Consider the following 23,446-nt stretch of genomic DNA (forward strand, 5'->3'; position numbering starts at 1 on the left):
GGCTGCGACCAGAGGAGGCCGGCCCCATGAGCATGGAAGTCACCGCGTGGAACGCGATGTACAACGCGATGCACGCCGAGAGCGATCGACGACCGTTCTCCCGAGCGAGCCTGCGGCGGATCGCCGCATTCGCGCAACCGCACCGACGCAACATCGCCTTCTATCTCGTCCTGAGCGTGCTCATCGCCGCGCTCGGTGTCGCCACACCCGTGCTCGCCGGGCGGGTGATCGATGCGATCGTCGACCGTGCCGCGGTGTCGGTGGTGGTGATGCTCGCGGTGATCATCGCCGCGATCGCGCTGATCGAGGCCGGCCTGGCGATCGCCAATCGCTGGCTCTCGGCGAGTATCGGTGAGGATCTCATCCTCGACCTGCGCACCACGGTCTTCGATCACGTCCAGCGCATGCCGGTCGCCTTCTTCACGAGGACCCGCACGGGCGCTCTCGTCTCACGCCTGAACAATGACGTGATCGGTGCGCAGCGCGCATTCAGCGACACCCTGTCCGGCGTGGTCGGCAACATCGTCACCCTCGCGATCACCTTGGTGGTGATGATCGGGATCTCCTGGCAGATCACACTTCTCGCGCTGTTGCTGCTACCGATCTTCGTGATCCCCGCCCGGCACATGGGCGCCCGGCTCGCACAGCTCAGCCGGGAAGCGGCCAACCACAATTCGATGATGAACACGCAGATGACCGAACGGTTCTCGGCGCCGGGCGCCACCCTGGTCAAGCTGTTCGGCCGTCCGGCGCAGGAGTCGAAGGAGTTCGCCGTCCGGGCGAAGCGGGTCCGCGACATCGGGGTGCGCACCGCGATGCTGCAGAGCGTGTTCGTCACCGCTCTGACGCTCGTGTCCGCTCTGGCGCTCGCACTGGTCTACGGTCTCGGCGGCTTCTACGCGCTGCGCGATCAGCTCGATCCCGGTTCGGTGGTGGCGATGGCGATGCTCCTGACGCGGCTGTACTCGCCGCTGACCGCGCTGGCCAGCGCCCGCATGGACGTCATGAGCGCGATGGTGAGTTTCGAGCGGGTCTTCGAGATCCTCGATCTGAAGCCGCTGATCGAGCAGTCGCCGGATGCCCGTCCGGTTCCGGACGGTCCGGTCTCCGTGGAATTCCGCGGTGTCGGTTTCGCATATCCGTCCGCGGACAAGGTCTCGCTCGCTTCCCTCGAGGAGGTAGCGGTACTGGATTCCCGAGGCGGCAACGAGGTGCTGCACGACGTGTCGTTCCGCGTCGAGCCCGGGCGGATGGTCGCGCTGGTTGGATCGTCCGGTGCCGGGAAATCGACCATCGCCCAACTGATCCCGCGCCTGTACGACGTCGATTCGGGCGCCGTGCTGCTCGGCGGAGCAGACGTACGCGAACTGACCACCGATTCGATCCGCGCGACGGTCGGTCTCGTCACCCAGGACGGGCACCTCTTCCACGAGACCGTCCGCGCCAATCTGCTGCTCGCCCGCCCGGAGGCCGGCGAGGACGAACTGTGGCACGCTTTGCGGCGTGCCCGCCTCGACAGGCTGATCGAGTCGCTCCCGAACGGACTCGACACCGTGGTCGGAGAGCGCGGCTACCGACTTTCGGGTGGGGAACGTCAGCGGCTCACCATCGCCCGGCTGCTGCTCGCCCATCCGCGCGTGGTGATCCTGGACGAGGCCACGGCGCACCTCGATTCGACCTCGGAGGCCGCCGTGCAGGAGGCGTTGACCGAGGCGCTCGAAGGTCGCACGTCGGTGGTCATCGCGCACCGTCTGTCGACCATCCGCGCCGCCGACGAGATCCTGGTCGTCGAGGCCGGGCGCATCATCGAGCGCGGCAGCCACGAGGATCTGCTGTCGGCCGGTGGCCGCTACGCGGAGCTGTACCGCACGCAGTTCGCCGATTCGGGGTCGAAGTTGTCGGAAGCCACGCCGATATTCGACGCATGAGTGCCCGAGAACACGACCTGTTGCTGAAGCTGCTCTCCCATCAGTGCGACGCCGTGCGCAACGCGCCGGCGGGCCTGTCCGACGAACAGGCCCGCAGCGTGCCGAGCGCGTCGTCGATGAGCCTGGCGTCGTTACCGAACCACCTCGTCGACGGCCTGATGAAGCGACGGACCGAGCGGGCTCAGTCGCGGTAACCGCCGCGACCACCACGGTCGTTGCGGTCGCTGCGATGTGTGAAGTCGCCGGAGCGGCCCCGGCCCTCCCCGTATTCACGCCGGCCCTCGCCGTACTCGCGCTTGCCCCCACGATCGCGCTTGCCGTGATCGCGACGGTCTCCGCCACGTCGGTCGTCGCTGCGCCGGTCGTCGCGTCCGCGATACGAGCTCGGACGTCCGGACGGCGCACCGGAATCGGGCTGCAGCTGGATGAGCACGCCCGAGATGCGGGTGGAGCGCAGGGCATCGAGGGTCTGCGGCGACAGATCCTTCGGCAGCTCGACGAGGCTGTGATCGGCACGGATGCTGATGTGCCCGAAATCGCCGCGGCGCAGTCCGCCCTCGTTGGCGATGGCACCGACGATCGCACCGGGCTGCACGCGGTGACGCTTGCCCACGGCGATGCGGTAGGTGGTCATCTCCTGGCCGTCGCGACCGACCTTCGGCCCCTCGTCGAAACGCCGCGGCGGACGCTCGCGCGGTTCGCGATCACGGCGCGGCGCCGCGACCGGCTCGGGCTCGGCCTCCATGAGGAACGACTCGCCGTCGCGCGACAGGACCGCCAGGGCGGCGGCGATGTCGGCGAGCGGCACGTCGTGCTCACGCTCGTAGTCCTCGACGAACGTGCGGAACAACTGCAGGTGATCGGAGGCGAGCGCCTCGGTGATCGAGTCGTTGAACTTCGACACGCGCTGGGCGTTGACGTCCTCGACCGTGGGCAGCTGCATCTCGGCGAGCGGCTGACGGGTGGCCCGCTCGATCGCCTTGAGCAGGTGCCGCTCGCGCGGAGCCACGAACAGCAGCGCGTCGCCGGAGCGGCCGGCGCGGCCCGTACGGCCGATACGGTGCACGTACGACTCGGTGTCGTGGGGGATGTCGTAGTTGACGACGTGGCTGATGCGCTCGACGTCGAGACCACGGGCGGCGACGTCGGTGGCGACGAGGATGTCGAGCGTGCCGTTCTTGAGTTGGTTGATCGTGCGCTCGCGCTGGGCCTGCACGATGTCGCCGTTGATCGCGGCCGCGGAGAAGCCGCGTGCCCGCAACCGCTCGGCCAGATCCTCGGTGGCCTGCTTCGTGCGGACGAAGATGATCATCGCCTCGAAGGTCTCGACCTCGAGGACACGGGTCAGCGCGTCGAGCTTGCGCTGATGGGAGACGAGCACCCACCGCTGGGAGATGTTCGCCGACGTCGTCGTCTTCGACTTGACGGTGATCTCCTGCGGATCCTTGAGGTACTGCTTCGACAGCCGGCGGATCGCGCCCGGCATGGTCGCGGAGAACAGCGCGACCTGCTTGGTGTCGGGGGTGTCGGCGAGGATGCGCTCGACGTCCTCCTGGAAGCCCATGGTGAGCATCTCGTCGGCCTCGTCGAGGACGAGGAACTCGAGTTCGGAGATGTCGAGGGTGCCCTTGGCGAGGTGATCGATCACACGTCCGGGAGTACCGACGATGACCTGGGCGCCGCGGCGGAGGCCGGACAGCTGTACACCGTAGGCCTGGCCGCCGTAGATGGGCAGAACGGACAGGCCCGGGATATGGACGGAATACTTACCGAAAGCCTCCGCGACCTGCAGCGCGAGCTCTCGGGTGGGCGCCAGCACCAGCGCCTGGGGCCGCTTCACGGAGGTGTCGATACGCGAGAGGATCGGCACCGCGAAGGCGGCGGTCTTGCCGGTGCCGGTCTGAGCGAGACCGACGACGTCCCGTCCCTCCAGCAGCGGTGGGATGGTCGCCGCCTGGATCGGCGACGGGGACTCGTAACCCACATCCGAAAGAGCTTGCAGCACACGGGCGTCGATGTCGAGATCGGCAAACGTGAGAGCTGCGGTCTCCTGGTCGGGGGCGTCTTGAATTTCACTCATTTGACCAGCAGTTTATCGGATGAATCCACCTCTTCGCGCCCGGACCCGACTGCGACCTGGACTCGAGCGCCCGGATCATGACACACCCCACGCCGTCCCGGGCCTCCGGGGCACGTCACACTGAGCATGTCATCGGCCCCGACCCGAAGGATTCCACAGTGACGGCCTCCCCCTCCGCGCACGCCTCCACGACGCCTCCGTCCGTCGCCGATTCCGGCATTCCGACGCACTGGTACAACATCGTCGGCGATCTCGAGGTGGCCTCGCCGCCGCATCTGCACCCCGGCACCCGCGAGCCCATCACCGCCGACGATCTCGCGCCGCTGTTCGCCTCGGGACTGATCGAGCAGGAGCTGTCGACCGAAACCGAGATCGAGATCCCGGAGGCCGTGCGCGAGGTCTACGCCGGCTACCGCACCACTCCCCTGTTCCGTGCCCGCTCGTTCGAGAAGGCGCTCGGCACCCCGGCCCGCATCTACGTCAAGTACGAGGGGGTGAGCCCGGTCGGTAGCCACAAGGTGAACTCCGCGGTCGCCCAGGCGTACTACAACTCGCTCGACGGCGTCACCCGACTCACGACGGAAACCGGTGCGGGACAGTGGGGCTCGGCCCTGTCGTTCGCGTGCGCGAAGTTCGGTATCGATCTCGAGGTGTGGCAGGTCCGCGCCTCCTACGATTCGAAGCCGTATCGTCGCTTCCTCATCGAGACGTACGGTGGCACAGTCCATCCCAGCCCGTCCGACCTGACGGACGCCGGTCGCGCAGTCCTCGCCGAGCATCCGGACACGCCCGGCTCGCTCGGCATCGCAGTGTCGGAGGCCGTGGAGGTCGCGGTGAAGGACGCGGCGGCCCGCTACACACTCGGCAGTGTGCTCAACCATGTGGTGCTGCACCAGACCGTCATCGGCCTCGAGGCCGTGGAACAGCTGCGGACCGCAGGCGAGGACCAGGCCGATGTCGTCTTCGGCTGCGCGGGCGGCGGTTCGAATCTCGCCGGCCTGTCGTTCCCGTTCCTGCGCGAGGTCCTGCACGACCGGGCGAAGACGCGCATCGTCGCCGTCGAGCCCGCGGCATGCCCGTCGATCACGCGTGGCGAGTACCGCTACGACCACGGCGACATCGCGGGCCTGACGCCGCTGCTGAAGATGCACACACTCGGCCAGGACTTCATCCCGGATCCCATCCATGCCGGTGGGCTGCGGTACCACGGCATGGCACCGCTGCTCAGCCACACCGTCGAGCTGGGCTACGTGCAGGGACAATCCGTGGCACAGACCGATGCCTTCTCCGCGGCGGTGCTCTTCGCCCGGAACGAGGGCATCGTGCCGGCACCGGAGTCGTCGCACGCGATCGCGGCGGCCGCGGAGTACGCACGGGGCCTCACCGAACCCGAGGTGATCGTGATCGGTCTGTCCGGCCACGGCCAGCTCGATCTGCCCGCTTACCACTCCTACCTGTCGGGCGATCTCGACTGAGATCCGCGGTCCGTCCGGACGGTGAATGCTCGCCTGCCCGGACGGACCGTCCCATACTGGACGTGTGAGGTACGCCACGCGCGAGGAGGCAGGCCGGCGACTCGCCCGGTCGGCCGGGCACCTGCGCGACGCCGACCCGGTGGTTCTCGCACTGCCCCGCGGCGGCATTCCCGTCGCCCGTGAACTCGCTGCGGCCCTCGATGCACCCCTGGACGTCCTCGTGGTGCGCAAACTGGGCGTGCCCTGGCATCCCGAACTCGCGATGGGCGCGATCGCCGAAGGACCGGGTCCCGGAACCGCCGGAGAACCGACCGCGCACGACGCCGTCTTCCGCGTCCTCAACGACGACGTGATCCGGCACGGGCGGATAGCCCCGGAATCCGTGGCGGCCATCGAGCAGCGCGAGCTGACCGAACTTGCCCGGCGCGCCGATTTTCTGCGCGCCGGTCGTCCCCGGGTGCCGCTGGAGGGCCGCACGGCGATCATCGTCGACGACGGGATCGCCACCGGCGCGACCGCCGCCGTGGCATGCCTCGCCGCGCGCGCCTCCGGAGCGACCCGAGTCGTCCTCGCGGTGCCGGTGGCATCTCCCGACGCACTGCGCCGGGCCGGCCGGATGGCCGACGAGGTGATCTGCCCGTGGACGCCGGTGGACACCGACAGCGTCGGCGCCGCTTACGACGATTTTCATCAACTCGGCGACGACGAGGCCGTCCATCTCCTCCGAAATACTGGTACTTCCGGTACCGGAAAATCCGACGAGACTATCCGATAGTGGTAATCCTCGTTACCGACGGGTAGCATTGTTACGTAGATCACTGCTTATCGGACTGTAAAAAAGGGGCAAATCGGTCCGTGGGGTAATGCATTTACCAACGACATGTGATGCAATGCACACCGACAGTACCTAATGATGGAGGGGTCACAGTGAGTGAGATTGCCGTGCCACAGTCGTTCTCGATTCCCGAGAACACGTCGATGGCCGACAGCGTCTTCCGGCACGAGAAGGAGTCGCCGGAGTTCGTGCCGTTCGAGCGACTGGTCGACGGCAAGTGGGTTCCCGTCACCGCGCGCCAGTTCGCATCCGAGGTGCGCGCCGTGGCGAAGGGCCTGATCGCGTCGGGCATCGAGCTCGGCGACCGCGTCGCGGTGCTGTCGGCGACCCGCTACGAATGGGTCCTGCTGGACTACGCGATCTGGACCGCGGGCGGTGCCACCGTCGCGATCTACGAGACGTCGTCGGCAGACCAGGCCCAGTGGATCCTCGAGGACTCCGGGACCAAGCTGCTCATCGTCGAGAATTCGGGTCACGTCGACACCGTGCGCGAGGTCGCCGAGAATGCTCCGACCGTGCGCGAGGTCCTGCAGATCGAGCCGGCGTCGGGCGGCAAGAGCGCGGTCGACGAACTCGTCGCGCGCGGCGCGGCGGTCACCGACGAGCAGGTCGAGGAACGACGCAACCAGGTCACGGCCGAATCCGCAGCGACCCTCATCTACACCTCCGGCACCACGGGCCGGCCGAAGGGCGTCCAGCTCAAGCACCGCCACTTCGCCTCGGAGTCCGCGGCCTGCGGTCTCGCCCTGCCCGACTCCATGCACGAGGGCCAGCGCACCCTGCTGTTCATCCCGATGGCACACGTCTTCGCACGCCTGATCTCGTTCGCGGCATTCGACAGCAAGGTCACCGTCGGTCACACCTCCGACCTCACCACGCTGCTCGACCAGTTCGCGGTCTTCAAGCCGAACTTCATCCTCTCGGTACCCCGCGTGTTCGAGAAGGTCTACAACTCGGCCAAGCAGAAGGCCTACGACGGCGGCAAGGGCAAGATCTTCGAGAAGGCCTCCGACGTCGCGATCGAATACAGCAAGGCACTCGAGAACGGCGGCCCGGGCCTCGGCCTGAAGATCCAGCACTTCGTGTTCGACAAGCTGGTCTACGGCAAGCTCAAGGCCGCGCTCGGCGGCAACGTGACCAAGGCCGTGTCGGGCGGTGCTGCACTCGGCGCGCGCCTCGGCCACTTCTTCCGCGGCGTCGGCGTCACCATCTACGAGGGTTACGGCCTGACGGAGACGACCGGCGGCATCATCATGAACACCCCGGCCGAACAGAAGATCGGCACCGTCGGCAAGCCGTTCAACGGCTGCGCGGCGAAGATCGCCGAGGACGGCGAGCTGCTGCTCAAGGGCCCCCAGGTGTTCGACGGCTACTGGCAGAACGACAAGGCCACCGAGGAAGCCATCCGCGACGGCTGGTTCCACACCGGCGACATCGGCACGATCGACGAGGACGGTTTCATCTCGATCACCGGCCGCAAGAAGGAACTCATCGTCACCGCGGGCGGTAAGAACGTCGCTCCGGCGATCCTCGAGGATTCGCTGCGCGCCCACCCGCTGATCAGCCAGGTCATCGTCGTCGGCGACTCCAAGCCGTTCATCGGTGCTCTGATCACCCTCGACCCGGAGGCCCTGCCGGGCTGGCTCGAGCGCCACGGCCTGCCGGCGGGAACCACGGTCGCGGAATTGATCAAGAACCCCGACCTGATCGCCGAGATCGACGAGGCGGTCGCCGAGACCAACAAGAAGGTCTCGAAGGCCGAGTCGATCCGCAAGTACCGCATCCTCGAGACCGATTTCAGCATCGAGAGCGGCGAGCTGACCCCGACGCTCAAGCTCAAGCGGAACATCATCCACGACAAGCACGGTGCCGAGATCGCAGCAATCTACAGCTGACGCTCCACCTACGACCGGGCCCTTCGCAACCGCGGGGGGCCCGGTCGTTTCTCAGGGAATCCGGCCGGCCAGGTCGCCCACGAACGCGGCAACATCCGAGGTCACCCTGCGATGCACGGGTTCGTGCAACAGGTCGTGCCCGGCATCGGGATATTCGCGCCACTGTGCCCGGGGCACCGACGACGCCCACTCGCGTATCGGGTCGATCGGGACCAGCCGGTCGTCGACGCCGTGGACCAGCAGGACCGGCAGGTCGCTCGCTCGGAGCGCTTCGGCCGTCTGCGGCAGGGCCGCGGTGCGCGGCGTGCCGCACAGTACGACGCCCGCGAAGCGGGTACCACCAAAGGCCTCGGCACCCAGCGCCGTCAGGACCGTCGCCGCGCCGAGCGAATGGCCCATCGCCACCAGCGGCAGACCGGACTCGGCGGCGAGGCCGGCGAGCACGCCGAAGTCCTCGGCGTGGAACTCGACGTTGCCCGGTGAGCCGGGTTCTCCTTCGGAGAGTCCGTGTCCGGCGAGGTCGAGTCCCCACCACGCGATGCCGTGGGCGGCAAGACCGGAGGCGAAACGATGGTAGTGCCCGGTGTGCTGCCCGAAGCCGTGCGCGAACACGACACCGGCTCTCGCGTCGTCGACGGTCCGGCACCGCCAATGGACCCGGCCGACCGACCCGGGGAAGAACGTCAACGGCATGAACTCATTGTTGCCGGAGACGGAAGATCACCAGCAGCCGCCCTCACCGCGATAGGTGGGCACCTCGGTGCGTCCGTTCTCGTCGACGAGATACACCCGGTCGAATCTCTCGCACAGTTCCCCCGCCTTCGCGTGGCGGAACCACACCCGTCCCCCGACCGGGATCGAGGCGGCCGCGCGACCGCGCACCGGGGTCTGCACCTCTCCGGCACCCTCCGTCCCCAGCAGCGTCAGCCCCGCGGGTCGGACCGGGCGCGGCACTCGCGAGGTGCCGGGCGGGCCGGACGCGATGTACCCGCCACCGAACAACGTCGTGATCGACGGTGACGGTTTCCGTACGGCAGGCAGCGCGAAGAACATCGACGGGTTCGGGGTGAACGCCCGGTAGCCGTCGAACAGGGTGGGCACGTACAGCCCCGACCCCGCGGTGGCCTCGGTGACGACACGATCGGCGGTGGTCACCTCGAGCGAGCCGGTTCCGCCGCCGTTGACCAGTTCGAGGTCTCCCACGACCGCACGCACGGCCTCCACCACGGCTCGGCGGCGCGAGGAGAGCTCCCGCGCCGACAGTCCCTTGACGAGCCGCACCGGCAGCGACGAGTCGGGCAGGCCCGCGATCTGGGCCTCGTAGAACATCACTCCGACGACGTCGAATCCGGCGGCGGCGGCGCGACGTGCCAGGCCGGCGGCGGCTTGCGGGTCGCGCAGCGGAGAACGGCGCACACCGAGGTGGAGCGGACCCACCCGCAACGACGCATCGATGTCCAGGCACACCTTGGGCCGGAAAGCGTGTTCCCCCAGGGCCTCACGGATGATGTCGAGATGCTCGGCCGAATCGATCATGAGCGTGATCGCCTGCGCCGCGTCCGGCGACACCGCGAGCTTCCCGAGCGCCGCCCGGTCGACCGTGGGGTAACCCATCAGGATGTCGCGGGCTCCGTGCTCGACGAGCCACAGTGCCTCCCGAAGCGAGTACGCCATGATGCCGCGAAAACCGCCGCGGGTGGTCAGTTCCGGACCGAGGACCTCGGCGAGGACGGCACGACAGCGCACCGACTTGCTCGCGACCCGCACGGGCACACCGCCGGCGCGGCGGATCAGGTCGTCGGCGTTGCGCCGCAGGGTGGGCAGGTCGACGGCGGCGAACGGCGGGTCGAGGTCGGCCGTGGCCGACTGCACCCGGTCGAGGACGTCGTCGGGGGCGGAAGCAGCACGGAGCACGGGCGGTCCCTTCGGCGTGATCGGGTCGGAGCGGGCGGGTCAGGAACGTTCTACGGCACGGCTCGCGATGATGTCGGCGATGATTCCCAATTCGGCTGCCGTCGAGTCGCTGTCGCGATCCACCAGCCAGCGGAGCACGACTCCGTCGAGCAACGCCAGTGACAGTCGCGCGACCGTCGCTGTGGGCAGCGACCATTCGACGCCGCACCGCTCGGCGCAACTGTCGAGGAACAGGCGGGCCTGCTCGTCCATCAGCCGGTACTGCTGCACGGCGATGTCCCCGCTCACGGGACTGCCGTTGGTGTTGTGCCGCAGGGAGTAGGTCGTGATCTCGTAGGTGAGGGTCTGCAATCCCGGCGTGGACTCGATCGCCGACCACATCGCCCGGAGACCGGCGTGGAGCATCGAACGCAGACAGTCGACACCGCCGGTCTGCTGCGCGTCCGTCGGCACGTCGAACGCGGCCTGCATGGCCCCGGCGAGTTCGCCGATGACGGCGTTCGCCATCGCCACGACGAGGGCTTCCTTGCTGTCGAAACAGTAATGGACGACACCCAGTGACACTCCGGCCTTCTCGGCGACGGCACGGACCGTGACGGCTCCGACTCCCCCACCCTCTGCCAGTTCCAGTGCCGCGGCCACGAGTTGGGTGCGGCGCTCGTCGGCAGGCAACCGATTCGACATGCCCCGATCGTAGAGGTCGGGAACTGTTTCCGACCAGATGTTGACTTGGACGGTTGTCCAGGTCGAAGATGGGGCATGTCCACCTGGCACAACTGGGCGCGCACCGCGAGCGCGACGCCCCGCCGTTTCGAGACCCCCCGCACCGTCGACGACCTCGCGCGCATCGTCCGTCGCGCCTCCGACCAGGGCGAACACGTCAAGGCTGTGGGTGCCGGGCACTCGTTCACCGATGCGGCCGTCACCGACGGCACGCTGATCTCGCTCGACCGGATGTCGGGCCTCGTCTCGGTGGAGCGGTCACCGGCCGGCGCGGTTGTGACGGTGCGGGCGGGGACGCGACTGCGCGATCTGAGCGACCTGCTGTGGGCACAGGGCCTCGCCGTCCCCAACCTCGGCGACATCGATGTCCAGTCCGTCGCCGGCGCGATCTCCACCGGCACCCACGGCACCGGTACGGCCTTCCGCGGACTCGCGGCAGCCGTGTGCCGTGCGACGATCGTGCTCGCCGACGGCCGGATCGTCGACTGCTCCCCCGAACACGAACCCGACCTGTTCGAGGCCGCGCGCCTCGGACTCGGCGCACTCGGCGTCCTCGCGACCGTCACGCTCGACTGCGTCCCTGCCTTCCGCCTCCGGGCAGAAGAAGCACCCTCGTCGCTCCGGGCGACGCTCGACGCCCTGGACGAACTGCGTAACGACGTAGACCATTTCGAGTTCTACTGGTTTCCGCACACGGACGGCGTGCTCGTCAAACGCAACACCCGCCTCCCCGGTGCGGCACCGGTGCAGCCGCTCGGGCGGGTGCGCACCCTCCTCGACGACGAACTGCTCTCCAATGGAGCGTTCGCGCTCTTCCAGCAGATCGGAACGCGTGCTCCCGCCACCATCCCGGCCCTGAACCGGGTGGCGTCGCGGGTCCTCTCGCCGCGCACGTTCGTCGACCGCAGCTACCGGGTGTTCGCCTCCGAACGCCGGGTGCGGTTCCGGGAGATGGAGTACGCGATACCCACCGACCACCTTCCGGAGGCCCTGCGCGAGATCGATGAGTGGTTGCAGCGCAACGATGTCCGCATCGGCTTCCCGGTGGAGGTGCGGTTCTCGCGGGCCGACGATGTGTGGCTGTCCACCGCGCACGGCCGCGACACCGCGTACGTGGCCGTGCACCAGTACCACCGGCGCGACCACGGGCCCTATTTCGACGCTGTCGAGCCGATCCTGCGTGCCGCCGGGGGACGCCCGCACTGGGGCAAGCTCCATTCCCTGACCGACGGCGATCTGCGCGATCTCTACCCGCGATTCGACGACTTCCTCGTCGTGCGCGACCGCGTGGATCCGCACCGCACCTTCACGAACCCGTATCTACGTCGGGTCCTGGGCGAGTGACGACCTGCCGATCAGAGGAAGGCTGCATCCCATGAATTGCGCTGCAGCACATCCCGTTCGGCATCGGTGAGACCGAGTTGGTCTTTCAGGCCCACGAGGTTGTCGTCGACGTAACCGCCGAAATAGGCGGGATCGTCCGAGTGCACGCTCACCGAGAGACCGGCCTCGAGCATCCGGCGCAGCGGATGATCGGCGAGGGTATCCACCACGCGGAGGCGGACATTCGAGAACGGGCAGACCGTGAGCGGGATGCTCTCGTCGACCAGGCGCGCGACGAGTTCGGGATCCTCGAGCGAGCGGATACCGTGGTCGATGCGTTCGGCGCCGAGCAGGTCGAGTGCCTGCCAGACGTATTCCGGCGGTCCCTCCTCCCCCGCGTGCGCCGTGATGCGCAGCCCTTCGGCCCGAGCCCGCGCGAAGACGTCCTCGAAGAGTGACGGCGGGTGGCCCACCTCCGCCGAGTCCAGCCCGAGCCCGATGATCGGCGCGCCGAGGCGCAGCAGTTCGCCGAACACCTCGTGCGCTTCGGGCACCGGACGATCACGCACGATCGACGCGATCATCGCCGCGTCGACCCCGAACTCCCGATGAGCACCGGCGACCGCGTCGGCGAGCCCGGCCACGACCTCGGGCAGCGCGACACCGCGCGAGGTGTGGGCCTGGGGATCGAAGAAGAACTCCGCGCGGGTGACACCCGCCCGCGCCGCACGTGAGAAATAGGCGCGGGCGAGGTCGGCGAAGTCCTGCGCGGTGCGCAGGACCTCCATGTTCGCGTAGTACAGGTCGAGGAACGACTGCAGGTCGGTGAACTCGTAGCGACTGCGGAGGTCGTCGAGATCGCGATAGGGCAGAGCGACGCGGTTCCGCTCGGCGAGGGCGAGGATCAGCTCGGGTTCGAGCGTGCCCTCGATGTGTACGTGCAATTCGGCGAAACCGTCGGTCACCTGATCCTCACCCTCTCTCGTTCCCTCGCCCTCGCGTGTCCGACCGCTCAGCGACCCTTCCACACGGGAGGCCGCTTCTCGGCGAAGGCCGTGGCACCTTCACGCGCGTCCTCCGAAGTGAACACGGGCGCCATGATCTCCATCTGCTTCACGAACGCTTCTTCGCGCGACCAGTCGGCCGAGCGGACGATGATCTCCTTGGTCGCCGCCACGGCGAGCGGTCCGTTCGCCGTGATGCGCTCGGCCAGCTCGAAAGCGCCCTCGAGTGCCCCACCGGGTTCGGTGAGGCGATTGACGAAACCGTAGCCGTAGCCTTCCTCGGCGGTGAACGCATCCCCGGTGAGCGCGAGCTCGAGTGCCTTCTGGTAAGGGATGCGCGAGGGCAGGCGCAGCAGACCACCACCACCGGCGACCAGGCCGCGCTTGACCTCCGGAATGCCGAACTTCGCGTCCTTCGCCGCGACGACGAGGTCGGTGGCCAGGACGAGTTCGGTTCCTCCGGCGAGCGCGAATCCCTCGACCGCGGAGATCAGCGGCTTGCGCGGGGGCGCTTCCGTGAAGCCGAGGCCCTTGCCCGGTACGACCACGTTCTCGCCCGCGACGAACGCCTTGAGATCCATGCCTGCGCAGAAGGTACCGCCGGCGCCGGTGAGTACACCCACCGACAGGGAGTCGTCGCCGTCGAGTTCGTCGACCGCCTCGGCGAGGGCGTGACTCACCGCGGCGTTGACCGCATTGCGTGCGTCGGGCCGGTTGATGGTGATGACGAGAACGCGATCGCGTCGTTCGAGCAGGACTACGTCGGACATGGGCATACCTCTCCACTACGGAAAATGCCGGATCATCCCGGTTACAGGCTGTATACCCGACGAGAACCTGTTCCAGGGATCACGACACCCGGACGGCGAGCTGATCGACGAAGCCCTCGTCGTCGATGCGCACCTGATCCCCCGTGCGGAACCAGCCGTCCTCCCTGAACGCGTCGGCCGTCGCGCACGGTTCGCGCCAGTACCGCCGGGCCACGCTCGGCCCGCGACACAGGAGTTCACCGACGCCGTTCTCGGCGTCGGGTCCGAGCAGCGCGACCTCGATCCCGCCGAACGGCACACCGATGCTGCGGGGATGACGAGAGCGATGTTCCGAGGGCAGCAGCAGACCGATCCCTCCCGTCTCTGCGACCCCCCAGCCCCGCACACACCGCGAAGTGGGGAAGGCCGCGCGGAGGTGCCGCCACGGTGCGCGGATCACCCGCGATCCCGAGACCACCACGGTGCCCCCGAACGCGAGCGTGGGCAGCAACTGGACGCTGCATCCGACCGCCGTGGACAGCGGAGCCGTCAGCACGGTCCGGATGCCGTCGCCGCAGAGGTCCATCGCGTGCGCGACGGCTTCGATCGTCGACAGCACGTTGGTGTTGGTCAGTTCGACGCCACGTAGTCCACCACCGGCGACGCGCACGTAGTAGAGCACCGCCAGTTCGTCCGGCGACGCCCCGCCGTCGAGGAAGGCGACGCCGTCGGGGAGGTCGGAGTCCAGGGTCAGCACCGCACCGCTGTGGCCTTCGATCTCCGCTGCCTCCTCCGCGCTGCAGCTGGGGGCGGGGAGCACAGGGACGCCCCCGGCGAGGACCACTCCGAGGAAACCGACGAGCCAGCGGATACCGTTCGGCTGGTTCACCACCACACGGTCGGCGGGACCGACACCCTGGTCGAGGAGGCCACCGGCGACGCGGGCGGCGGCAGCCCACAGTTCGCGGTAGGTGAGCGCGCGACCGCAACGGTCGACCACGGCGACCCGGTTCGCGAAACGCAGCGCACTCCGGTCGAGCAACTCCGCGAGGCACGGCTCGAGGCCGTCGTACTGCAGGATGCCGCTCGCACAGCGAGTGACCCGATCGTCCCGGAGCCAACGACTGCCTGCAGGAATCTCCACTACGGCCACCGACATGCCACCTCCCACCCGGCGTGCGTGCCTGCACTATATGGCGTGGATCACAACCGTGTGAGGAAACTGCGGGTCACGGACACGCTTCAGCCGTACTGCGGACTCTCGTCAGGCCGTCGCCGGCGCCGAGCGGTCCTCCGGTGCACGCTGTTCCTTCTGACTCGCGGGGCGGTCGAAGGCCAGCACGGCCACGAGTCCGATGATCAGGACACCGGCGGGAAGCCACAGGGATTCCGCCATCGCGGCGGCGAACGGCGCGCGCAACGGTTCCGGCAGGACGGACGTCTCCGTCTCCGACGACCCACCGCCCCCGATGCCGTTCGCCGACAGCCGGGCCGCCATCATCGCGCCGAGAGCGGCACTGCCCATCACCGCGCCCACCTGACGCGTCGTGTTGTACACACCGGAGCCCGCGCCCGCGCGACTCGGCGCGAGCCCGTTCGTCGCGGTGGCCGACAGCGGAGACCAGATCCCCGCGTTCGCGATACCGATCAGGGCGATCGGCAGCAGCAACTGCCAGATCTCCGCGTCGGGGGTCATCACCAGGGCGAGCCATCCCAGCCCGACGACGAGCAGCGAGAATCCGGTGCCTGCGATCAGTCGCGGGTGGAGACGGTCGACGAGCCTGCCCACGAGCGGCGCGAGCACACCGCTGAACACCGCCATCGGCACCATGAGCAGTGCGGCACCGGTAGGACTCAGACCACGCACCGACTGGGCGTAGAACATGATGGGCAGCATGACGCCGGTGATGGCGAAGCCCATCGTCGCGATGCCGATGTTCGCGAGGCCGAAGTTACGGTCGTGGAACAGCGACAGCGGCACGAGCGGTTCTCCCCGGTTGCGTGACTGCTGCGCGACGAAGACGGCGAGCAACGCAATGCCCGCGACGATCAGCAGCCACACCCGGGTGGTCCACTCGAACGAGTTGCCCTCCTGGATCCCGAACACGAGGCAGAACAGACCGGCGCCGCTGAGCAGCATCCCGAGCACGTCGAACCGGTGAGGACTCGTCGGCAGCACGGGCACGTACCGCACGGCCAGCGCGAACCCGATGATTCCCACGGGCACGTTCACGAAGAAGATCCATTCCCAGCCGAGACCGTCGACCAGAACACCGCCGGCCAGGGGGCCGACCAGCGTCGCGACACCGGCCACCGCCCCCCATAGTCCCATCGCGGTCCCGCGCCGCTCACGCGGGAAGATCCGCGTCACCACGGCCATGGTCTGCGGCGACATGAGCGCCGCACCGAAACCTTGGAAGACCCGCGCGACGATGAGCATCTCGATCGTCGACGAGAAGCCGCACCACAACGACGCGATCGTGAACAGCACCAGCCCGGCGAGATAGACCCGTCGCTGCCCCAAGCGGTCGCCGAGGCGGCCCGTCACGAGGAGCGGCACCGCATACGCGAGCAGATAGGCGCTCGTGACCCACACGACGGCGGCGATGTCGGCACCGAAGGTCCGCATGATCGCCGGGTTGGCGACGGCGACGATGGTGCTGTCCACCAGGATCATGAAGAAGCCCAGGCACAGCGCCCCCAACGCCGCCCAGCGGGCACCGTCCGACATCTCCACCGCCACCTCGGACCCGCGTTCGCGCGTGTCCACCTCGCTGTTGTCGCTCACCGGACCTCTCCCCTCGTCGGCGGTCTACGGTAGCGGGGTGGACCCGCACATCTCGAGCATCGCCGCCCTCGCGTGGTGTCGTGCACTGGGCCTACCCGACGGTGCCCTCGCCGAACCCGGCTGCGTCACACGGGTCGACGACTCGGTCCGCGACGTGCGGGTGCTGGCGGTGGGGCGCGCCACGGCGATCGTGGGTCCCGCTACCGCGGTCTCCCGTCTCGCGGCCGAACCCGACCCCGCCGAACTCGACGCATCGAACGCCGAAGTCGTCGTCGCCGGCCACGCCGGTCGCACGGAGATCCTCGGTCTGTGTACCGACTGGATCGACGCGACGCGCGTCGACAACCCGCTCGTCTCGGACGACCCGGGCGACCTCGCGGAACTGCTGCGGTGCTGCCCGCCCGACGACGTCACCGAGGCCGAACTGTCGCCGAACGAGCCGTCGCGCGTGTTCGTGCTACTCGACGACGACCACCGTCCCCTGGCCGGCGCCGCCTACAGCGAACTCGGATCGCTGCTGGTCGACGTACGGGTGCTGACGACACCCGCCGCGCGTCGCCGGGGTCTCGCATCGACGGTCGCAACGCTGGCGACCCATGATGCGCTCGACGCCGGGCTCGTCCCGCTCGCCCGCATGCGCCGCGACAACCGCGGTGCCCGGACCGTCGCGGCGGTGTCGGGATACGACATCTGGGGAACCCTCGTGACGGTTCGGGTACCACCCGAACGGTGAGGACAGTGCGGAAGGATGCGCAGGTGACCGAGAACAAGTACGTCGAACCGGGTGCGGAGTTCACCCGCGACACCAACTACATCCCCACCCGCATCACCGCCGACGGGCGCGACGGCTACCCCGTCGAAGCCGGGCGGTACCGGCTCGTCGCTGCCCGCGCCTGCCCGTGGGCCAACCGCACCCTGATCGTGCGGCGACTGCTCGGTCTCGAGGATGCCCTGTCGCTGGGATTGTGCGGCCCGACGCACGACGAGCGCAGCTGGACGTTCGATCTCGACCCGGGCGGCCTCGATCCCGTCCTCCGCATCCCGCGACTGCAGGACGCCTATCTCGCCCGCTACCCGGAATACGACCGCGGGATCACCGTCCCGGCCGTCGTGGACGTCCCCACAGGGCAGGTCGTGACGAACGACTATCCGCAGATCACCCTCGACTTCTCCACCGAGTGGACACAGTTCCACCGTGAGGGCGCACCGGATCTGTACCCCGAGGAACTGCGGGCCGAGATCGACGAAGTGGCCGAGCTCGTCTATCGGGACGTCAACAACGGCGTGTACCGGTGCGGCTTCGCCGGCTCGCAGGAGTCCTACGACAAGGCCTTCGACCGCCTGTTCGCCCGCCTCGACTGGCTCGAGGAACGCCTCGGGGCGCGACGTTATCTCGTGAGTGAGACCATCACCGAGGCCGACGTGCGCCTGTTCACCACGCTCGTCCGGTTCGATCCCGTCTACTACGGGCACTTCAAGTGCAACCGGAACCGGCTGGCGGACTTCCCGGCGCTGTGGGCGTACGCGCGCGATCTGTTCCAGACCCCCGGCTTCGGCGACACCATCGACTTCGTGCAGATCAAGCAGCACTACTACCTCGTGCACACCGACATCAATCCGACGGGCATCGTGCCGAAGGGACCGGACCTGTCGAACTGGCTCGACCCGCACGGTCGTGAGGCACTCGGCGGGCGGCCGTTCGGGGACGGCACACCGCCGCCCCCGCCGCGCCCGAGCGAGGTGGTCCCCGAAGGGCACGGCGCGATTGCGCGCTGACCGCACGGCGCGATTGCGCGCTGACCGGGAGTCCGACGGATCCCGCTACGACCGGCGCGGTCGGTAGGTGCCGATGCTCCAGTACACACCGTGCGGGTCGCGGCAGGTGAACCCGTGCGAGCCGTAGTCCTCGTCGCGGAGTTCGACGGTCACGGTCGCCCGCACCGCCGGGTCGTCGGCCTGCGCCGAGGCGAGCACCCTCTTGTACAGGGCATCGACGGTGGCGTCGTCGGGAAGCACGAGATAGGCCGTGCCCACGTCGGCGTGCTGATCGAGCGGCGACCCGCGACCGGTCGAGCCGAGCATGACGCCGCCGCCGTAGGGCCAGTGGAGGGCCGCGTGGTCGACGCACTCGCCCTCCCCGTAGACCTCCGTCTCGACGAATCCGAGAGTGTTCACGAGGAAGCGGATCGCGCCCCGGGCGTCGGTGTAGGCGAAGCACGGCCACACCGTGTCGACGGTGGGTGTGCCGGTCGCCGACTGCCGAGTGAAGTTCGTTGTGTTCGTCATGTCTTCGAGTGTCGGCTCCGCCGCCTCACTCGTCTTGGACGAATGGGAACACTTCGTCCTCGAGCCACCGGGACGGCGGCACGCCGGCCAGATCACGCCAGTCGCGGGCGAGATGTGCCTGGTCGTAGAAGCCGCATTCGGCGGCGACGTCCGCGAGTCGCCGGCCGGGGTCCGCCCGCAACATCCTCCGAGACCGGTCGAACCGCGCCACCCGCGCGACATCCTTCGGGGACAACCCGAACTCGCCGGCGCACCGGTTCGCAAGGTGGCGTCTGCTCCATCCGAGTTCGTCCGCGACGGCGCGGACCGGACGGGCGGGATCGGACACCAGCAGGCGCCAGGCGTGCACGAGGTGCCCGTCCGGGCCCGTCGACCGCGCGGAGATCAGGCGCCGCGCGAGCACCCGATCGAGAACACGGAAACGCTCGTCCCACGACCCGGCCGCGGCGATCCGGTCGAACAATTCCCGACCGTCGGCACCGATGACGTCCTCCAGATCGACGGCCCACGAACCGAGTGCGGCGGCAGGTACACCCAGCAGTGCGCGAGCGCCCGCCGGCGTGAGCGCGAGTTGCATCCCGTGCTGGCGTCCATCGTGGACGATGGGCACCGGTCGCGTCGACAGTCCTCCGGCGAGAGCATCGAAACGCTCCGGGGGCTGCCCGTCGCCCCGGGAGAGTTCGACAGGTTCGGAGATCGTGAGGATTACGGTGACCTCCGGAGAGGGCATACCCAGGTGGGTCCCCGGCGGGAAACCGTCGAGCCGATACCCCTCGTACGAACGTACGTAGGGTGTCAGCAGGGGCGCCGGACGCCGTCTGGCGCCGTCCGATACCCCGACTGCGGACCCGGTCATGGCACCAGCGTAGTGAGAGCAGTCCGGAAGACAAGAGCACCGGAGAACAGGGGCACGATGAGCAGCAAACCAGGCATCGCAGAGGCTTTCATCGTCAAGATGCTGGACAACGGCGCGAGGCTGCAGGGTCCCGCGGTGGCGAAGTACGTCGATCTCATGCGGCGCGCGCACCCCGACGAGTCCCCGGCGCAGATCATCGAGCGTCTCGAGAAGCAGTTCCTGCTCAGCGTCACGGGCAGTGGGTCGGCGGCCGGCGCGACCGCCGCCTTCCCCGGCGTCGGAACCCTCGCGGCCATCGGCGCGGTGGGCGCCGAGACGGCCTTCTTCTTCGAGGCGTCCGCGCTGCTCACTTTGGCCATCGCATCGGTGCACGGGATCGAACCCCACAGCCACGAGCAGCGCCGCGCGCTGGTGCTCGCGGTCTCGCTCGGCGATGCCGGCCGGGAGATCGTCGCGACCGCGACGGGCGCGTCGCTGCGCAACTGGCCCAAGGCGCTGACCACCGGCGCGGGCGGCACCCAGTTGAAGACGCTGAACAATTCGCTGGTCAAGAAGTTCATCCGCCGATACTTCGCCAAGCGGAGTCCGTTGCTGATCGGCAAGCTCGTCCCCGCGGGTATCGGTGCCGCCATCGGTGGTGTGGGCAACCGCGCGCTGGGCAAGCGGACGATCCAGCACGCGCGCGACGCCTTCGGTCCTCCCCCGGCCGCATGGCCCACCGCCCGTCCCGTCATCCCGGTGAGCGGAGAGGCCCCGATCATCGACGCCGGGGTTCCGGTACCGAAGGACTGACGGTGCCCGCCGACGGGAAGGTGTACGTCCGGGAGTCCGGTGCGGGACCGCGCACCGTCGTACTGCTGCACGGCTTCTCCGACCACGGCGGTACGTGGTGCAAGGTCGCACCGGCGATCGCCGAGCGTCATCGGGTGCTCACGGTCGACCTGCCCGGTTTCGGGCGCAGCGCGCAGCATTGGGAGACACCGGTGCTCGACCATTACGTCGACGTCGTGGCCGAACTCGTCGACGACGCCCCCGAGCCGGTGTCGCTGGTCGGGAACTCCCTCGGGGCGGTGACGGCGCTGGTGTTCGCGTCCGTCCACCCGTCCCGCGTCGATCGAGTGGTGCTCGCCGACATGCCGGGTCTCACCGGGATCCCCCGGTGGTGGACGCGGGGAGCGCAGGTACCGGTCGAACTGTCGCGCGCGTTGCTGCGTCCGCTGCCCGCCGCGGTGATGCAGCAGGCCATGGGCACCCTGTACGGGCGGGCGGCGGTGCATCGACGCGGCACCTTCGACCGGGCCGTGCGCGCGGCGTTCGCGGCAAACTACGCGACGCGCGAGCAGGTCGACACGCTGCTGACTGTCGGCCGGCACGCCATCGGCGAACTCGGCCGGCTGCCGATCCCGGAGATGGTGCACGCCCTCGACATGCCGGCCCTGCTGGTGTGGGGTGCGCGCGACCGGCTGACACCTGCTCACGCGGCGCGGCGCGTGCAGGCCGGCGGCAGGCGACGGGTCGTGATCATCCCCGATGCGGGGCACTGCCCCCAGCTCGACGCCCCGCGCGAATTCCTCGACGCCGTCCTGCCCTTCCTCGGATGACCCGTAAGCTCACGGCGACCGCGGCACGAGCCGCACCCACATCTCGACGACGCGGGGGTCCGTATCCGTGACAGCACCGTCAGCGCAACCGCCGTACGGCACACCCGATCCGCGGGTGCCCTCGGGGGCGCCCGGCGCGGGGATCGCCGTCCACGGCCTGAGCAAGGCGTTCGGCGACCACACCGCCGTGTCGAATCTGTGGTTCACGGTTCCGCCGGGGTCGATCACGGGTTTCCTCGGCCCCAACGGATCGGGTAAGACCACCACACTCGGCATGATGCTCGGTCTGATCCGGCCGAGTGCCGGGAACGCCTTCGTCGACGGCGTGCCGTTCACGGCCCTGCAGCAGCCGGCGCAGGTCGTCGGCGCCGTGCTCGACGCGCGCAGCGCCCATCCCAAGCACCGGGCGCTGACGCACCTGCAGATCTACTGCGCCGCGATCGGCGTACCCGACGAGCGGGCGAAGCAGATGCTCGACCTCGTCGGCCTGGGATCGGTCGCGAGACGTCGCCTCGGTGAGTTCTCCCTCGGCATGCGGCAGCGACTCGCCCTGGCGACGGCGCTGCTCGGGCAACCGCGTTATCTGGTGCTCGACGAACCGGCGAACGGACTCGACCCGGAGGGCATGGCCTGGCTGCGTGACTTCCTCCGCGCCTTCGCCGGCAACGGCGGGACCGTGCTGATCTCGAGTCACATCCTGCGGGAGATCGAGCAGATGGCCGACCGTCTCGTGGTCATCGCGAACGGGCACCTGGTCGCGGAGACCTCGATGACGGACCTGCGCGACGCCTACCGCTCGCGGGTGTTCGTCGCGTCCTCCGACCCGGCCCGCCTCGCGACGGCGCTCGCCGCGGCGGGGCACACCGATGCGCAGGTACAGCAGGACGGACGGCTCGCGGTGGTCGGTGCCGCTCCCGACCGCATCGCCGAGATCGCCGCTACCGCGGAGGTGAAGCTGTTCGGCACGAGTGTCGAACACGTCGATCTCGAGCAGGTGTACCTGGCGATGACGGCAGGTCGCTACGCGGCCGCTCCGGTTGCGCAGTACCCGGGGCACGGACCCCACCAACCCCAGGCCCAGCAGTACCCGCAAGCCCAGCAGTATCCACAAACCCAGCAGTATCCGCAGTCGCAGTGGGGGCAGGCGAACCGACCGCCGGCCGGACAAGGAGGCCCGACCGCATGACCGCGCTTCTCACCGCCGAGTTCCGCAAGGTCCTGAGCCTGCGCTACTGGTGGATCCTCGGCATCGCACCGCTGATGGTGGGCCTGTTCTGTGGCGCACTGACGCTGCCGGTCGCGCGGCAACTCGAATACGGCTTCGGCGACGGTGTCGCCGAGGCCGTCGCCGCCGCGGTCGGCATCTCCCTCGCACTGTCGCTGGTCTTCCTGTTCGCCGCGATCTTCGGTGCGGTGGCGACCGGCAGCGAGTTCGCGCACCGCACGATCGTGACGACCTTCCTCACCACGCGGGGCCGCGATCGCGTCGTCGGCGTGAAACTCGCGACCGTCGCCGTGATCGGGTTGCTGTACTGCATCGTCACGGAACTCGCGGCGGCCGCGACGCTCGTGTTGTTCGGCGGCGGCTTCGAGGGCGCCGACCTCGGGTCGGTTGCCAAAGTGCTGTTCATCGGCCTGTTCTGCGCGCTGATGTGGTCACTCATCGGAGCCGGGCTCGGCCTGCTCACACGATCCACGACGGGCAGTGTGCTCGCGATCTGCGCATGGGTGCCGTTCGGTGAGCTGATCGTCTCGCTCGTCCTGCACGGTCTCGGTCTCGGGACGCTCGCGTCGTACCTGCCGGCGCAGGTCACGTGGTACGTGCTGTTCTCGGCGGTGTCGCTGCCCGAGGACGTGACGCTGGAGATGACGTGGCCGCTGGCACCGTTGCTCCTGGTCTTCTGGACCGTGGTGCTGGGCGGTCTCGGCTGGTGGCGGACCCGAAACGCCGACATCGTCTGACGCAGCTCCCTGCGCCCCGGCGTTCTC

General features: G+C 68.8%; 22 protein-coding genes. 12 read left to right on the forward strand and 10 right to left on the reverse strand.

The window, feature by feature from the left end:
- The first annotated feature begins 26 nt into the window (after positions 1 to 26).
- Entirely contained in the window at positions 27 to 1,928 is a 1,902-nt protein-coding gene (locus GON09_RS10945; protein ID WP_213931819.1) for an ABC transporter ATP-binding protein, read from the forward strand.
- Complete coding sequence (locus GON09_RS10950; protein WP_213931820.1) at positions 1,925 to 2,122, forward strand: DUF664 domain-containing protein; 198 nt, start codon at positions 1,925 to 1,927, stop codon at positions 2,120 to 2,122. Before GON09_RS10945 ends, GON09_RS10950 begins: the two co-directional genes overlap by 4 nt.
- On the opposite strand, the gene GON09_RS10955 is transcribed toward GON09_RS10950, so the two are convergent.
- Complete coding sequence (locus tag GON09_RS10955) at positions 2,110 to 4,008, reverse strand: DEAD/DEAH box helicase (RefSeq protein ID WP_213931821.1); 1,899 nt, start codon at positions 4,006 to 4,008, stop codon at positions 2,110 to 2,112. The genes GON09_RS10950 and GON09_RS10955 overlap by 13 nt on opposite strands.
- 158 nt (positions 4,009 to 4,166) lie before the next feature.
- On the opposite strand from GON09_RS10955, the gene GON09_RS10960 reads away from it, so the two are divergent.
- The 3 genes from GON09_RS10960 (at position 4,167) to GON09_RS10970 (ending at position 8,213) form a co-directional block, all read left to right on the forward strand.
- A complete protein-coding gene (locus tag GON09_RS10960) occupies positions 4,167 to 5,483 on the forward strand; it encodes a TrpB-like pyridoxal phosphate-dependent enzyme (protein ID WP_213931822.1) in 1,317 nt (438 codons plus the stop codon).
- Between the two features lie 64 nt (positions 5,484 to 5,547).
- Positions 5,548 to 6,258 (forward strand): phosphoribosyltransferase, encoded by a 711-nt coding sequence (locus GON09_RS10965; protein WP_213931823.1) that lies wholly within the window; start codon positions 5,548 to 5,550, stop codon positions 6,256 to 6,258.
- A 152-nt stretch (positions 6,259 to 6,410) separates the two neighbouring features.
- Positions 6,411 to 8,213, forward strand: coding sequence for an AMP-dependent synthetase/ligase (locus GON09_RS10970; protein WP_213931824.1), 1,803 nt, complete (start codon positions 6,411 to 6,413; stop codon positions 8,211 to 8,213).
- A gap of 51 nt (positions 8,214 to 8,264) precedes the next feature.
- Here GON09_RS10970 and GON09_RS10975 read toward each other — a convergent pair whose 3' ends face one another.
- The 3 genes from GON09_RS10975 to GON09_RS10985 are packed head-to-tail and all read right to left on the reverse strand — an operon-like array spanning position 8,265 to position 10,811.
- Positions 8,265 to 8,906 (reverse strand): alpha/beta hydrolase, encoded by a 642-nt coding sequence (locus GON09_RS10975; protein WP_213931825.1) that lies wholly within the window; start codon positions 8,904 to 8,906, stop codon positions 8,265 to 8,267.
- A 27-nt stretch (positions 8,907 to 8,933) separates the two neighbouring features.
- Positions 8,934 to 10,127, reverse strand: a complete 1,194-nt coding sequence (locus GON09_RS10980) for an alanine racemase (RefSeq protein WP_213931826.1) — start codon at positions 10,125 to 10,127, stop codon at positions 8,934 to 8,936.
- A gap of 39 nt (positions 10,128 to 10,166) precedes the next feature.
- Positions 10,167 to 10,811, reverse strand: a complete 645-nt coding sequence (locus GON09_RS10985) for a TetR/AcrR family transcriptional regulator (protein WP_213931827.1) — start codon at positions 10,809 to 10,811, stop codon at positions 10,167 to 10,169.
- 75 nt (positions 10,812 to 10,886) lie between these two features.
- On the opposite strand from GON09_RS10985, the gene GON09_RS10990 reads away from it, so the two are divergent.
- Positions 10,887 to 12,194: a D-arabinono-1,4-lactone oxidase gene (locus GON09_RS10990; RefSeq protein WP_213931828.1), complete on the forward strand. Its 1,308-nt coding sequence runs from the start codon at positions 10,887 to 10,889 to the stop codon at positions 12,192 to 12,194.
- Between the two features lie 11 nt (positions 12,195 to 12,205).
- On the opposite strand, the gene GON09_RS10995 is transcribed toward GON09_RS10990, so the two are convergent.
- The 4 genes from GON09_RS10995 to GON09_RS11010 all read right to left on the reverse strand — a co-directional run bounded on the left by GON09_RS10995 (position 12,206) and on the right by GON09_RS11010 (position 16,657).
- Positions 12,206 to 13,138, reverse strand: a complete 933-nt coding sequence (locus tag GON09_RS10995; RefSeq protein WP_213931829.1) for an adenosine deaminase — start codon at positions 13,136 to 13,138, stop codon at positions 12,206 to 12,208.
- A 47-nt stretch (positions 13,139 to 13,185) separates the two neighbouring features.
- Positions 13,186 to 13,947 carry a crotonase/enoyl-CoA hydratase family protein gene (locus GON09_RS11000; RefSeq protein ID WP_213931830.1) on the reverse strand — a complete coding sequence of 254 codons (762 nt, stop codon included), beginning with the start codon at positions 13,945 to 13,947 and terminating at the stop codon, positions 13,186 to 13,188.
- Positions 13,948 to 14,026: 79 nt separating this feature from the next.
- Positions 14,027 to 15,070, reverse strand: coding sequence for a class I adenylate-forming enzyme family protein (locus GON09_RS11005; protein ID WP_213934404.1), 1,044 nt, complete (start codon positions 15,068 to 15,070; stop codon positions 14,027 to 14,029).
- 120 nt (positions 15,071 to 15,190) lie between these two features.
- Complete coding sequence (locus GON09_RS11010; RefSeq protein ID WP_213934405.1) at positions 15,191 to 16,657, reverse strand: DHA2 family efflux MFS transporter permease subunit; 1,467 nt, start codon at positions 16,655 to 16,657, stop codon at positions 15,191 to 15,193.
- 94 nt (positions 16,658 to 16,751) lie between these two features.
- Between GON09_RS11010 and GON09_RS11015 the strand changes: the two genes are divergently transcribed.
- A complete protein-coding gene (locus tag GON09_RS11015; protein WP_213934406.1) occupies positions 16,752 to 17,447 on the forward strand; it encodes a GNAT family N-acetyltransferase in 696 nt (231 codons plus the stop codon).
- A gap of 23 nt (positions 17,448 to 17,470) precedes the next feature.
- Positions 17,471 to 18,490 carry a glutathione S-transferase family protein gene (locus tag GON09_RS11020; protein WP_213931831.1) on the forward strand — a complete coding sequence of 340 codons (1,020 nt, stop codon included), beginning with the start codon at positions 17,471 to 17,473 and terminating at the stop codon, positions 18,488 to 18,490.
- A 45-nt stretch (positions 18,491 to 18,535) separates the two neighbouring features.
- Here GON09_RS11020 and GON09_RS11025 read toward each other — a convergent pair whose 3' ends face one another.
- Complete coding sequence (locus GON09_RS11025) at positions 18,536 to 19,000, reverse strand: VOC family protein (RefSeq protein ID WP_213931832.1); 465 nt, start codon at positions 18,998 to 19,000, stop codon at positions 18,536 to 18,538.
- Positions 19,001 to 19,025: 25 nt separating this feature from the next.
- Positions 19,026 to 19,856: an AraC family transcriptional regulator gene (locus GON09_RS11030; protein WP_213931833.1), complete on the reverse strand. Its 831-nt coding sequence runs from the start codon at positions 19,854 to 19,856 to the stop codon at positions 19,026 to 19,028.
- Positions 19,857 to 19,913: 57 nt separating this feature from the next.
- On the opposite strand from GON09_RS11030, the gene GON09_RS11035 reads away from it, so the two are divergent.
- The 4 genes from GON09_RS11035 to GON09_RS11050 all read left to right on the forward strand — a co-directional run bounded on the left by GON09_RS11035 (position 19,914) and on the right by GON09_RS11050 (position 23,419).
- Positions 19,914 to 20,648 (forward strand): hypothetical protein, encoded by a 735-nt coding sequence (locus tag GON09_RS11035; protein ID WP_213931834.1) that lies wholly within the window; start codon positions 19,914 to 19,916, stop codon positions 20,646 to 20,648.
- A gap of 2 nt (positions 20,649 to 20,650) precedes the next feature.
- Positions 20,651 to 21,457, forward strand: coding sequence for an alpha/beta fold hydrolase (locus tag GON09_RS11040; RefSeq protein WP_213931835.1), 807 nt, complete (start codon positions 20,651 to 20,653; stop codon positions 21,455 to 21,457).
- A 115-nt stretch (positions 21,458 to 21,572) separates the two neighbouring features.
- On the forward strand, positions 21,573 to 22,643 hold the full coding sequence (locus GON09_RS11045) for an ABC transporter ATP-binding protein (RefSeq protein ID WP_213934407.1): 1,071 nt from the start codon (positions 21,573 to 21,575) through the stop codon (positions 22,641 to 22,643).
- Positions 22,640 to 23,419 carry an ABC transporter permease gene (locus GON09_RS11050; protein WP_213931836.1) on the forward strand — a complete coding sequence of 260 codons (780 nt, stop codon included), beginning with the start codon at positions 22,640 to 22,642 and terminating at the stop codon, positions 23,417 to 23,419. The genes GON09_RS11045 and GON09_RS11050 overlap by 4 nt, the downstream gene beginning before the upstream one ends.
- Positions 23,420 to 23,446 lie beyond the last annotated feature (27 nt).

It is taken from the genome of Rhodococcus sp. B50, from assembly GCF_013602415.1.
In the GTDB taxonomy this organism is placed as follows: Bacteria; Actinomycetota; Actinomycetes; order Mycobacteriales; family Mycobacteriaceae; genus Rhodococcus.